General features: G+C 70.0%; 12 protein-coding genes. 5 read left to right on the forward strand and 7 right to left on the reverse strand.

The features are described 5' to 3' along the window. The first annotated feature begins 2 nt into the window (after positions 1-2). Both ACWEOO_RS28400 and ACWEOO_RS28405 read left to right on the forward strand, forming a co-directional pair. Positions 3-758, forward strand: coding sequence for a beta-phosphoglucomutase family hydrolase (locus tag ACWEOO_RS28400; RefSeq protein ID WP_363709198.1), 756 nt, complete (start codon positions 3-5; stop codon positions 756-758). Continuing rightward, entirely contained in the window at positions 755-3,124 is a 2,370-nt protein-coding gene (locus tag ACWEOO_RS28405) for a glycoside hydrolase family 65 protein (RefSeq protein WP_452145624.1), read from the forward strand. Before ACWEOO_RS28400 ends, ACWEOO_RS28405 begins: the two co-directional genes overlap by 4 nt. Positions 3,125-3,143: 19 nt before the next feature. Here the strand turns inward: ACWEOO_RS28405 and ACWEOO_RS28410 are convergent, their stop codons facing one another. Together ACWEOO_RS28410 and ACWEOO_RS28415 are read right to left on the reverse strand one after the other, a co-directional pair. Further along, on the reverse strand, positions 3,144-3,413 hold the full coding sequence (locus ACWEOO_RS28410) for a GlsB/YeaQ/YmgE family stress response membrane protein (protein WP_359923296.1): 270 nt from the start codon (positions 3,411-3,413) through the stop codon (positions 3,144-3,146). Positions 3,414-3,530: 117 nt separating this feature from the next. After that, entirely contained in the window at positions 3,531-4,343 is an 813-nt protein-coding gene (locus tag ACWEOO_RS28415; protein WP_452145625.1) for a hypothetical protein, read from the reverse strand. Positions 4,344-4,491: 148 nt separating this feature from the next. On the opposite strand from ACWEOO_RS28415, the gene ACWEOO_RS28420 reads away from it, so the two are divergent. Then, complete coding sequence (locus tag ACWEOO_RS28420) at positions 4,492-5,595, forward strand: DNA glycosylase AlkZ-like family protein (RefSeq protein WP_452145626.1); 1,104 nt, start codon at positions 4,492-4,494, stop codon at positions 5,593-5,595. A gap of 31 nt (positions 5,596-5,626) precedes the next feature. Further along, positions 5,627-7,009, forward strand: a complete 1,383-nt coding sequence (locus tag ACWEOO_RS28425; RefSeq protein ID WP_452145627.1) for a ricin-type beta-trefoil lectin domain protein — start codon at positions 5,627-5,629, stop codon at positions 7,007-7,009. A 6-nt stretch (positions 7,010-7,015) separates the two neighbouring features. On the opposite strand, the gene ACWEOO_RS28430 is transcribed toward ACWEOO_RS28425, so the two are convergent. Next, positions 7,016-7,879, reverse strand: coding sequence for a DMT family transporter (locus ACWEOO_RS28430; RefSeq protein WP_452145628.1), 864 nt, complete (start codon positions 7,877-7,879; stop codon positions 7,016-7,018). An 81-nt stretch (positions 7,880-7,960) separates the two neighbouring features. On the opposite strand from ACWEOO_RS28430, the gene ACWEOO_RS28435 reads away from it, so the two are divergent. Beyond that, complete coding sequence (locus tag ACWEOO_RS28435) at positions 7,961-8,842, forward strand: LysR family transcriptional regulator (protein ID WP_452145629.1); 882 nt, start codon at positions 7,961-7,963, stop codon at positions 8,840-8,842. A gap of 10 nt (positions 8,843-8,852) precedes the next feature. Here the strand turns inward: ACWEOO_RS28435 and ACWEOO_RS28440 are convergent, their stop codons facing one another. From ACWEOO_RS28440 to ACWEOO_RS28455, 4 genes are all read right to left on the reverse strand, one after another. Beyond that, entirely contained in the window at positions 8,853-9,044 is a 192-nt protein-coding gene (locus tag ACWEOO_RS28440) for a DUF1918 domain-containing protein (RefSeq protein WP_359923310.1), read from the reverse strand. A 38-nt stretch (positions 9,045-9,082) separates the two neighbouring features. Continuing rightward, on the reverse strand, positions 9,083-9,727 hold the full coding sequence (locus ACWEOO_RS28445; protein WP_452145630.1) for a LysE family translocator: 645 nt from the start codon (positions 9,725-9,727) through the stop codon (positions 9,083-9,085). A gap of 55 nt (positions 9,728-9,782) precedes the next feature. Continuing rightward, positions 9,783-11,078, reverse strand: a complete 1,296-nt coding sequence (locus tag ACWEOO_RS28450; protein WP_452145740.1) for a sensor histidine kinase — start codon at positions 11,076-11,078, stop codon at positions 9,783-9,785. 142 nt (positions 11,079-11,220) lie between these two features. After that, positions 11,221-11,898: a response regulator transcription factor gene (locus ACWEOO_RS28455; RefSeq protein WP_355691469.1), complete on the reverse strand. Its 678-nt coding sequence runs from the start codon at positions 11,896-11,898 to the stop codon at positions 11,221-11,223. Between the last annotated feature and the right edge of the window lie 89 nt (positions 11,899-11,987).

Raw genomic sequence — 11,987 nt, forward strand, 5'->3', positions numbered from 1 at the left:
TCATGCTGGGACTACCTACGGGGATCCGGGCCTGCCTGTTCGACCTGGATGGTGTGCTCACCGACACCGCCGCCGTTCATGCTGCCGCGTGGAAAGAGATGTTCGACGAGTTCCTCCGCGACTATGCGGCGCAGCACGGGATCGCCTTCGTGCCGTTCGACGCCCGCGCGGAGTACGACGCGTATGTGGACGGCAAGCCGCGGCCCGACGGCGTCCGGGACTTCCTGACCTCGCGCGGCATCACCTTGCCGGAGGGCACGGCCGGGGATCCGCCGTCCGCGATGACGGTCAACGGTCTCGGCAACCGGAAGAACGAGGCGGTGCAGCGGCGGATCCGCACCGACGGCGTGCACGTGTTCGAGGGCTCCCGGAAGTATCTGGAGGCCGCCGAGCAGGCCGGGCTCCGCCGGGCCGTCGTGTCGTCGAGTGCGAACACCCGCCAGGTGCTGGAGGTCACCGGCCTGGCGCGGTTCGTCGAGCAGATCGTCGACGGTGTGACGATCCGGACCGAGGGCCTGAAGGGCAAGCCGGCGCCGGACACGTTCCTCGCCGCGGCCAAGGGCTTCGGCGTCGACCCGTCCGCGGCGGCGGTCTTCGAGGACGCGCTGGCGGGTGTGTCCGCCGGTCGTTCGGGCCACTTCGGGCGGGTGATCGGAGTGGACCGCGTCGGCCAGGCGGCCGAGCTGAAGTCGCACGGCGCCGACGTCGTGGTCCGCGACCTGGCCGACCTGCTGCGGCCGGAGGTGGAGGGCGAATGATCGACCGGGGCCACCATCCGATCGAGCCGTGGCGGCTGCGCGAGACGCGGCTCGCGCTCGACAAGCTGGCGCAGGCGGAGTCCCTGTTCGCCCTGTCGAACGGGCACATCGGCCTGCGCGGCAACCTCGACGAGGGCGAGCCGTATGCGATCCCCGGCACGTACCTGAACTCGTTCTACGAGCAGCGCCCGCTGCCGTACGCGGAGGCCGGCTATGGCTACCCGGAGTCCGGGCAGACCCTCGTGGACGTCACCAACGGCAAGCTGATCCGGCTGCTCGTCGACGACTCGCCGTTCGACATCCGCTACGGCTACCTGTCCAAGCACGAGCGGTCGCTGGACTTCCGCACCGGCATCCTCGAGCGGGACGTGGACTGGACGTCACCGGGCGGCAAGCGGATCAAGGTCCGCAGCCGCCGGCTCGTGTCGCTCACCCAGCGCGCGGTGGCCGCGATCGAGTACGTCGTCGAGCCCGTCGACCAGCCGGCCCGATTCGTGATCCAGTCCGAGCTCGTGGCGAACGAGGCGCAGCCGAAGCTGTCCGACGATCCGCGGGTGGCCGCGGTCCTGGACAACCCGCTGAAGCCGGTCAGCCACGACGGCGGCGAGCACGGGACCGTCCTGATCCACCGCACGACCCGCAGCCAGCAGCTGATGGCCGCGGCGATGGCGCACGAGGTGGACACCTCGGTCCGCTACGCGATGGACCAGGACGTCCGCGAGGACTGGGCGCGGACCACGGTGATCTGCCAGCTGCAGCCGGGCGAGAGCCTGCGCGTCGTGAAGTACCTGGCGTACGGCTGGTCCAGCCTGCGGTCCGAGACCGCCATCCGGGACCAGGTCGCGGCCGCGCTCGCGAGCGCCCGGTTCTCCGGCTGGGACGGCCTGACCGGGCAGCAGGCCGAGTTCCTGGACGACTTCTGGGACGGCGCCGACGTCGAGGTGCAAGGGCATCCGGAGTTGCAGCAGGCGGTCCGGTTCGCGCTGTTCCACCTCCTGCAGGCCGGTGCGCGCGCCGAGCGGCGGGCGATCCCGTCGAAGGGACTGACCGGCGCCGGGTACGACGGGCACACGTTCTGGGACACCGAGGGCTTCGTGCTGCCGGTGCTGACCTACACGATGCCGGACGCCGCCGCGGACGCGCTGCGCTGGCGCCATTCGACGCTGGAGATGGCGAAGCAACGCGCCGCGGAGCTCGGCTTCCGCGGGGCCGCGTTCCCGTGGCGGACGATCCGCGGCCAGGAATGCTCCGGCTACTGGCCGGCGGGGACGGCGGCGTTCCACATCAACGCCGACATCGCCGAGGCCGTCATGCGGTACTACCGGGCCACCGGCGACGACGACTTCCTCGACGAGGTCGGGCTCGAGCTGCTGGTCGAGACCGCCCGGTTGTGGATGTCGCTCGGCCACCACGACCGCGAAGGGCGCTGGCACCTGCCCGGAGTGACCGGCCCGGACGAGTACAGCGCTGTTGCCGACGACAACGTTTTCACCAACCTGATGGCGGCCCGCAACCTGCGCTCGGCGGCCGAGATCGCCGCGAAGGTGCCGGCGAAGGCGCGTGAGCTCGGGGTCGACAGCGAGGAGGAGGCGATCTGGCGGGACGCCGCGGCCGCCGTCTACATCCCGTACGACGAGGACCTCGGCGTGCATCCCCAGTCCGAAGGCTTCACCGGATATGCCGTCTGGGATTTCGAGGCCTACAAGGACAGGTATCCGCTCCTGCTGCACGCGCCGTATTTCCAGCTGTACCGCACCCAGGTCGTCAAACAGGCCGATCTGATGCTGGCGACGTACTGGTGCGGCGACGCGTTCACCACCGAGGAGAAGGCGCGGAACTTCGACTACTACGAGCGGCTCACCGTGCGGGACTCGTCGTTGTCGGCGTGCGTGCAGGCCGTGATGGCCGCCGAGGTCGGGCACCTGGACCTGGCCTACGACTATGCGTACGAAGCGGCCCTGATCGACATGCGCAACCTGCACCACAACACCGGCGACGGTCTGCACATGGCCTCGCTCGGCGGTGCCTGGAGTGCGCTGGTGGCCGGGTTCGGTGGATTGCGCGAGTGGGACGGCTGCCTGTGCTTCGATCCGGCGTTGCCGGTCGGCCTGGCCGGATTGAGTTTCGCCGTCCGCTGGCGCGGGGTGCGGCTGCGGGTGGAGATCGACCCGCTCTCGGTGAAGTACTCGGTGCACGACGGGCCGGACGCGTCGCTGACGTTGCGGCACGCCGGTGAGCTGATCACGGTCACCGCGAAGCAGCCGGTGATCCGGACCCTGGAGAAGCGCCGGCCGTTGCTGCCCCGCCCGCCACAGCCGCCGGGCCGCGCGCCGCGGCCGGCGATGGCGATCAACGAGGAGAGCTGAGGCCGGCGCTCCGGGTCGGTCAGTGCTTGATGGCGCGGTTCTGGTGGCGGGCCGACAGCGACTCGGCGGTGCCGACGAGCAGTACCGAGGAGATCACCGCGACGATGAAGCCGAGCGCGTTCAGCTCGAAGATGCCGCCGGTGCCGAGAATGCTCGCGATGGTCCCGCCGATCACCGAACCGGCCAGCCCGAGCAGCAGCGTGGCGAGCAGGCCGAGCTTCTGCTTGCCGGGCGTGAAGAGCCGGGCCAGCGCTCCGATGATGAGTCCGGCGATGATGAAGCCGATCATGGCTGATGTCCTCCGAGAGTCGAACGGTAGGACTCCAGTCTGCCGCCGCGGGTCGCTCCGCGGCAGGGGAGTTGTCCCTGACCGGACCCGGACCCGACCCTGGCCGGGTTCGGCGGTTCAGGGACGCGTCGTGACGCTGTACAGCCTGCTGTTCGCGAGCAGCCGGGGAGCGCCGCCGAGCCGTCCGATGACCGTGGCCTCGAGTTGCTCGGTCGCGTTCGCGTCACCGCGCAGCAGTGCCTTGTAGCCGGTCCGGCAGGCCGAGCGGGGGCTCAGGATCTCGACGTACAGCTCGATATCGGACATCTCCGGATGGGTCTTGAGCACGCCCAGGGTGCTCTTCGCGCACCGCACCAGGGTCGGCTGGGTCCGGGCCGAACTGTTGGCGGTGAGCAGTTGGTCGGCGAGTGCTTTCGTGACGAAGTACTCGGCGCTGGACTGCCGGTCCTGGAGGTAGCGGACGGACGCGGACTCCTTGACGTTGTCGGTGAGCGCGCAGAGCGCCCACTTGGGTGGCAGTGTGACGACCTGCGTCTGCGGCACGTACGGCGGGATGTCCGGCACCTTCGCGCCACTGTTGTTGACCGCGATCAGGGCGGCCCGCGAGGCCGGGTCCTTCGGGTTCGCGTGCGGCGCCGCGACCAGGCGGGTGGTGAAGTTCGGGTCGGGGATGACGACGACCGACAGGCTGCCGGTGTTCTTCATCAGCAACGAGGTGCGGCTCGGATCGGTGCGGACCGTCAGTTGCACGCCGTCGGTCTCGGACTCGGTCGGAAGCCTCTCGGTGGACCGGGTGCAGTCGGTCGCCGGCTTGAGCGCCGCCTGCGTGCGCGGCACGGCGACCGACGGGCTCGGCGACACCTCGGGCGGCACATTCGTCCCTCCGTCGGACGAACAGCCGGCGACGAGCAGCAACGACATGATCGACACAAACGACACCGCACAGGGCAGGAATGCCCGCTCACGTAACGCCACGATGACCCCCTGAAAACTCCGAGCACCAGGTCCCCACCCGCTCGGCTACTCCCGCAGAATCTCCCTCCACCATACTGTCCGTGCGGTGCCTTAGCCTCGGTTCGTGGCTGTTCACCAGTTGTCGAAGCGCGATGCACGGCGGCTGGCCGTGCGTGCCCAGCTGCTCACCAGGGAGCGGCCGGCAGACCTGTTCGAGGTCGTGCGCGGGCTGACCGTGGTGCAGCTCGACCAGACCGCCTATGTCGCGCCGAACGCCGACCTCGTGGCCTGGAGCCGCCTCGGTTCGTCGTACGATCCGACCGAGCTGGCCGACGCGCTGGCGGCACTGGAGCTCGTGCAGTTCCGCGGGTTCGCGCGGCTGCCGGAGACGATGGCGCTGTTCCGGGCCGAGATGGCGGCCTGGCCGAATGACGGGGAGCCACTCGACTGGCAGCAGTACCGGCAGGACTGGGTCCGGGCGAACGAAGGCTGCCGGGTCGACATCCTCGAGCGGCTCCGGCAGGACGGTCCCCTGACCATGCGCGAGCTGCCGGACACCTGTGTGCGGCCGTGGCGATCGAGTGGGTGGACCAACAATCGCAACGTGTCGCAGATGCTGGAGTTCATGGTGCAGCGCGGCGAGGTGGCGATCGCGGGCCGGGATGGCCGGGACCGGCTGTGGGACCTCGCCGCCCGCATCTACCCGGACGATCCGGTCGTGCCGCTCGCCGACGCGGTCACGATCCGGCACGAGCAGCGGCTGCGCTCAATGGGACTGCTGCGCTCGAAAGGACCGGCGTGCCCGGGAGAGCCGCTCGACGCCGGCCAGGTGGGGGAGCCGGCCGTGGTGGACGGTGTCCGCGGCGAGTGGCGGATCGACCCGGAGTTGCTCGACCGGCCGTTCAGCGGGCGGACGGCGCTCCTGTCACCGCTGGATCGCCTGGTGTACGACCGGAAGCGGCTGCTGGAGATCTTCGACTTCGACTACCAGCTGGAGATGTACAAGCCGGCCGCGAAGCGCCGGTGGGGGTACTTCGCGCTGCCGATCCTGCACAACGACCGCCTGGTCGGGAAGCTCGACGCGGCGTCCGACCAGAAGGCCGGGGTCTTCCGCGTGGACGCGATCCACGAGGACGAGCCGTTCTCGAAGACGCTGACCGCCGCGGTGCACCGGGAGATCCGCGACCTGGCCGCCTGGCTGCGCCTCGAACTCGTGACGAGCTCTTGACGACCCGCTTTGTTTACGTAAACATCGCGGCGTGAGATCAACCGTCCGCAGTCTCCTCGCCGTCCTGCTGTGCTGTTTCGCGCTCGCCGCCGCGGTTCCCGGAACCGTCGCCGCGAGCCCGCCGGGAACGAACGACTTCCGCGGCGTCAACTGGGCCGATCCGCGCGACAACTACGCCGACGACGAGGTCGTACCGTCCGGCCTGAGCACGGCCGACGACTACCCGGCGACGTACCGCAAGGCGCTCGGGATCGTCGGGGAGTTCCGCAAGGAACTGAAGGCCAACACCATCCGGCTGCCGATCAACCCCTCGAGTGTGGGCACCGACTGGTGGCGTGCCTACCGCGGGGCGATCGACGCGTCGGTGGCCAGTGGGTTCAAGGTGATCCTGAGCTACTGGGAGGCCGACAACGCCAAGGACGGACGGGTCGACGACCCGGCGACCTACGCGGCGATGTGGGACACGGTGGTGAAGGCGTACGGGAAGAACCCGCGCGTCTACTTCGAGCCGATGAACGAGCCGTTCGGGTACTCGCTGCCCGAGTGGGTGTCGCTGACCTCGGCGTGGATCGCCCGGCACAGCGACGTTCCGCGCGGACGGATCGTGATCTCCGGGACCGGCTACAACGACAACGTGACCGGCGTCGGCGCGGCGCCGGAGCTGAACGGGACGCTGCTGTCGCTGCACTTCTACGGCTTCTGGGCCTCCGACACGACCGAGGCCGCCTGGCTGGCGAACCTCCGGCCGCGGATCGGCTCGTACGGCTGGCGGACGATCATCGACGAGGCCGGCTCGCCGATGACGATCGGCCTGAACTACGGCAACCACGAGGGGAACGTGTACACGTCGTATCTCGCTGCGCTGACCCAGGTCGCGCGTGAGAACGACATGGGCATCGTGTACTGGCCCGGTCTGCGCACCGGCGACTCGTACTCGATGACGACGCAGGTCGGGCCGGCCGATCTCCAGGTCAACAGCATCAGCGGACGCGACCAGCTGTGGTGGGGCTGGGGTCTGCTCAAGAGCGAGCCGACGAACAGCGAGCCGCCGGCCCCGCCTGGTGAGCCCCTGCGCGGTGTCGCCAGCAACCGCTGCGTCGACGTGCCGGGCTTCTCGACCAGTCCCGGTACGGCGCTCGACCTGTGGGACTGCAACAACGGCGGCAACCAGTCGTGGAACCTCACCGCGTCGAACCAGCTGACGGTGTATGCCGACAAGTGCATGACCGCGGGCACCTCCTCCGTGACCATCGAGAACTGCACCGGCGGCGACAACCAGGTCTGGCATCTGAACGCCGACCAGACCGTGACGTCGACAGCCGGCTGCCTGACGGCCAACGGCACCGGCAACGGAGCAGCTGTTGCCGTTGCCCCCTGCAACGGCTCGACCGACCAGAAATGGACGCGCAGCTGATTCGGGCTAGGTGACCGGCACCGGCTGGGGCCGCGACTCGCGGTGGGTGCGTTCGATGGACTGGCCCCAGGTGGTGCCGGTGAGCATCAGGGCGGCGCCGAGAACGGCCGGGGCGGCGAGGTGTTCGTCGCCCAGGCCGATGCCGATGGCAACTGCCCAGATGGGTTCGGTGCCGAGCAGGAGACTGGCGCGGCTGGCCGACGTGCGCTGGATCGCCCAGGTCTGGGCCAGGAAGGCGAACACGCTGCAGAACAAGGCGAGATAGATCATCTGCAGCCACGTGCCTGCACCGGCGTGCGTGGGCAGGTGCGGTACGGCGGGGACGGCGAACAACGCCGTACCGACGAGGGTTTGGACCGTCGTCAGCTGCAACGGCCGCAGCCCGGTGGACAGACGGCCGACGAGCGCGACGTGGCCTGCGCGGACGACGGCGGCGGCGAGCATGAGCAGATCGCCGACGCCGGGTGCGTGCAGGCCGTGGGCGGACATCAGCAGGCCGACGGCGACGACGCAGAGGCCGGCCGCGAGGTAGAAGCGCGGCGGCAGACCGCGACGATCGAACAGTGGCGTGAGCACCAGCGTGAGGCTGATGATCAGCCCGGCGTTCGCCGCGCTGGTGTGCGTGACGCCGTACGTCTCCAGCACGAGGACCGCTGCCTGCGTGAGGCCGAGGACGAGCCCGGCCTTCAGTTCCCGCCGGTTGATGCCGCGGGCCAGCGGTACGAGGGCGAGAGCAGAGATGCCGTACCGCAGGAAGAGCACGGCCAGCACCGGCGCGCTGCCGGTCGCGGTCTTGGCCGCGAGGTAGCTCGATCCCCAGACCACGGCGACGAGTAGCAGGACGAGATCGGTACGGCGGGTTCCGGGCACGGAATCAACCGTGCGTGCTCAGAATGTTGAAGCCAAGTACCAATGTCTTCAGCGACGATGTAGTGCAGCTACATTATGAGAATGGATGAACGGCAGCTCCGGGTGCTTCGGGAAGTCGGCGAGCTGGGGAGCGTGACCGCGGCGGCAGAGGCGTTGCTGGTGACACCGTCGGCGATCTCCCAGCAGCTGCGCCTGTTGCAGCGGTCGATGCCGGTGCCGTTGACCGAGCGCGACGGCCGCCGGGTCGTGCTGACCCCGGCCGGCCGTGCGTTGGCGGGAGCTGCGGCCGATGTGGAGTCGGCGCTCGCACGGGCCCGCCACGTCGTGGACGACTTCGTGGAGCAGCCTGACGGCGAGGTCTCGGTGGCGGCGTTCCACAGCGCCGCCGCGACCTTCTTCCCGCGGTTGCTGCGCATCGCCCCGAAGGTCAGCCTGCACGACGAGGACGTGCCGCAGGACGAGTTCCCGGCGCTGACCCGGGAGTACGACGTGGTCCTGGCGCACCGTCTCGACCACGCGGCGCCGTGGCCGCGGACGGTCGCGGTCACGCCGCTGCTGCACGAGCCGCTCGACGTCGCCGTACCGGTCGATCATCCGCTCGCGGCGAAGCGGTCGCTGACCCCGCGCGACGTCGCACACGAACCGTGGATCACCGTCCACGACGGCTTCCCGCTGATGGCGACGATCGAGGCGATCGGAGCGGCCGCGAACCACCGCCTCGAGCTGGTCCATCGCGTCAACGAGTTCACCGTCGTCGCCGAACTGGTGGCGGCCGGCGCCGGCCTCGCCCTGATGCCGCGCTGGACCGCGCAGCGTCATCCGGCGGTGGCGCTCCGCCCGCTCCGCGACGTCCACACCCGTCGCCACATCGACGCCCTGTACCGTCCCGAACGTGCCGCGAGGCAAGCGGTCCGCACAGTCCTCGACGAACTCCGGCACGCCACCGCGGCCGTCCGGAACTGACCCGGATCAGCTACCGCTCGACGTGCACGATGTGCGCGTCCGGACCCGGGAAGAACAGTGACTCGGAGTCGGTGTCGCTCCAGTGCACGAGGTACGGCGGTGCGCCGTCCGGATCGTGCACCTCGACGATCTGACCTTCCCGCCGATGTGCCATCAGGTGGCTGCTCTCCACCACGACCTGATCGCCTGCTGCAGCTTTCACCACACCCACCTCCTTCACCTTCCAGCTTGGTCCACCCCTCAGCGGATGTCGATGGCGAGCCGGGCGGCAAGCCCCGCGAAGATCGCCGCCGTCACCCGCTCGAGCCTCCGGCGGATCCTGCTGCCGGTGCGGAAGAAACGCTCGGTGAGCGTGCCGGCCAGCAGGGCCGCGCCGGCGTCGACCGGGAAGCCGACCAGGATGAACACCGCGCCGAGCACCAGGAACTGCACGGTCGCCGGCCAGCTGCCGTGGCCGGTCGTGATGAACTGCGGGACGAAGGCCAAGTAGAACAGGATCACCTTCGGATTCGCCAAGTTGGTCAGGGTCGCCATCAGGTAGGTCCGGCGCAGCGTCCGCCGGGGGAGCTGCGGCGCGTCCTCAGGAGTCCCGAACTCCTGCCGGCTCGCGCGCCACGTCAGATACGCGAGGTAGAGCAGGAACGCCGCCCCCGCTACCCGTAAGCCGTTCAGAACCTGCGGCGCTGCCTGGATCAACGCCCCGAGGCCGAGCGCGGCCGCCACGCTGTGCACCGCCAGGCCGGTCGACATCCCGGCCGCGGCCACGACGCCGGTACGGCGTCCGCCGGCCGCCGCGTTCGCCACGATGAACAGCATGTCCGGTCCTGGTACGACGCTGACCAGGAAGACCGCTACCAGGAACCCGAGCACCACCGACACGTCCATGCGGTCCATCCTGACCCACGGGTGCCGCCCGGTCCCGGCGATTTCCGGTCCGTGGTCAGTTCGGGAGCGTGACCGTCGCCGTCGTACCGCCGGTGCTCGAGGACGTCAGCGTGATGGAGCCGTGGTGCGCATGGGTGATCTCGCGGGCGATCGACAGCCCGAGCCCGGAGCCCCCGCTCGAGCGGGACCGGCTGGTGTCCAGGCGGACGAACCGTTCGAAGACCCGCTGCCGGTCCTGCTCGGGAATCCCGTCCCCGTCGTCCGACACCGTGATGACCGCCGACCCGTTCACGTCCGCCGTGGTCAGGTGGACCGTGCTGTGCGCCGCGCGGGCCGCGTTGTCGACGAGGTTCCGCAGTACCTGACTCAGCTGCGCCGGATCGCCGACGACCCGGACCGGATGCACGTCACCGGTGACGTGCAGTTCGGGCGCCGAGCTCCGCAGCCGCTGGATCTCCGCCGTCACGAGATCGTCGAGGTCGACGTCGACCTGGCGCATCCGCAGCCCGGTGTCGTCGGCCTTCGCCAGCAGCAACAGGTCCTCGACCAGTTGCCGCATCCGGTCGGTCTCGGTCTCCATCACCTGCCGCAGGTCGTGCCAGGCCTGACCCGTCGTGTCCGCCCCGATGACCTCCAGCGCCGCGGTCAGCGTGGCCAGTGGCGACCTGAGCTCGTGGCTCGCGTCCGCCACGAACGCCCGCTGGGTCGCGTGCCCGGTCTCCAGCCGGTCGAGCATCTCGTTCATCGTCACCGCGAGCCGCGCGATCTCGTCCCGGGTCTGCGGCACCGGGACCCGCTCGGTCAGGTCCCGCGTCCCGATCCGCTGCACCCGCGCCCGGATCCGTTCCACCGGCCGCAGCGCCTGGCCGACCATCAGCCAGCCGGCCACACCGACCACGATCAGCAGCGCCGGGAACCCGATCGCGAGGTACTTCGCCACGGTCGTGACCGTCTGCCGCTGGGTCTCCACCGAGGACGCGACGACGACCGTGTACGTCGTCCCGCCGTACGCCGCTCCCTGCGCGACGATCAGGAACGAGTGGTCGTCGTCGATGAGCGGCATCTCGCCGACCTCGGCCCGCAGCAGCGCGCCCGCCGGCGGCCGGAGGTCGGTGAGCGGGGTGGTCCCGACGCGGGTCGACGACGCAGCGACGACCCGGCCGGCCGGGTCGAGCACCTGGATCAGCTGACCGCTGCGGGTGGACTCGGCGAGGGCAGGCGTGAGCTCCGCCGTGCCGTCCTCGCTCACCTGTTGGGCCACCTCCGCGACCCGGGCCTCGGCCGCGTCGGAGACCTCGGTGATCAGCGCCCGCTGCAGGAGCAGCAGCAGGGCGGCCGCGCCGAGCATCATCGCGACCGCCACCACGATCACCGCCGCCGCCGTCGAGCGGCTCCGGACACTCGCCTGCCGCAGGCCGCCGGCGGTCCGGTACCACCCGTCGACGCGCCGTCGCACCACCGTGCTCACGCCCCCAGTCTGGCCCAGGTCCTTTCTAGCCGCCTTCGGGGTTCAGCCGGTAGCCCATCCCGCGGATGGTCTCGATCGCGTGCCGGGCGAACGGGGTGTCGATCTTCTTGCGCAGGTAGCGGACGTAGACCTCGACGACGTTCGGGTCGCCGTCGAAGGCGGGGTCCCAGACCCCGGCCAGGATCTCGCTCTTGCTGACCGTGTCGCCGCGATGCCGCATCAGGAACTCGAGCAGCCCGTACTCGCGGGGCGTCAGGGTGATCTCCCGCCCGTTGCGCTCGACCCGCCGCCGGGTCACGTCGAGCGTCAGGTCGCCGGCCGTCAGCACGACCGGGCGCTCCGGTCCGCCGCGCCGGATCAGCGCCCGCAGCCGGGCGACCAGAACCAGGAAGCTGAACGGCTTGGTCAGGTAGTCGTCCGCGCCGAGGTCGAACGCGTCGGTCTGGTCGTACTCGCCGTCCTTGGCGGTCAGCATCAGCACCGGCGTCCAGACGCCGCGGGCCCGGAGCAGCTCGAGCACGCGGTACCCGTTCAGCTTCGGCAGCATGATGTCCAGCACGATCACGTCGTAGTTGTGCTCGGTCGCGGCCCACACCGCGTTCTCGCCGTCGTGCACCAGCTCCACGACGAACCCGGCGTCGGTCAGCCCCCGGTGCACGGTGTCGGCCAGCCGCAGTTCGTCCTCGACCATCAGCACTCGCATTCCCCAAGTCTCACCGCTCGGCGCTGAGAATCCGCTGAGAGGTCCGCAACTTGACGTCGTGAAGTTGCGATCTCTACGGTTGTCGAAAC

This window comes from Kribbella sp. NPDC004138 (assembly GCF_053603655.1).

Coding starts and splice junctions, on each gene's coding strand:
- ACWEOO_RS28435 (WP_452145629.1), top strand. CDS start 7,961: ATGGATGAACGGCAGCTCCGGGTGCTTCGGGAAGTCGGCGAGCTGGGG.
- ACWEOO_RS28410 (WP_359923296.1), bottom strand. CDS start 3,413: ATGATCGGCTTCATCATCGCCGGACTCATCATCGGAGCGCTGGCCCGG.
- ACWEOO_RS28455 (WP_355691469.1), bottom strand. CDS start 11,898: ATGCGAGTGCTGATGGTCGAGGACGAACTGCGGCTGGCCGACACCGTG.
- ACWEOO_RS28405 (WP_452145624.1), top strand. CDS start 755: ATGATCGACCGGGGCCACCATCCGATCGAGCCGTGGCGGCTGCGCGAG.
- ACWEOO_RS28400 (WP_363709198.1), top strand. CDS start 3: ATGCTGGGACTACCTACGGGGATCCGGGCCTGCCTGTTCGACCTGGAT.
- ACWEOO_RS28445 (WP_452145630.1), bottom strand. CDS start 9,727: ATGGACGTGTCGGTGGTGCTCGGGTTCCTGGTAGCGGTCTTCCTGGTC.
- ACWEOO_RS28450 (WP_452145740.1), bottom strand. CDS start 11,078: ATGATGCTCGGCGCGGCCGCCCTGCTGCTGCTCCTGCAGCGGGCGCTG.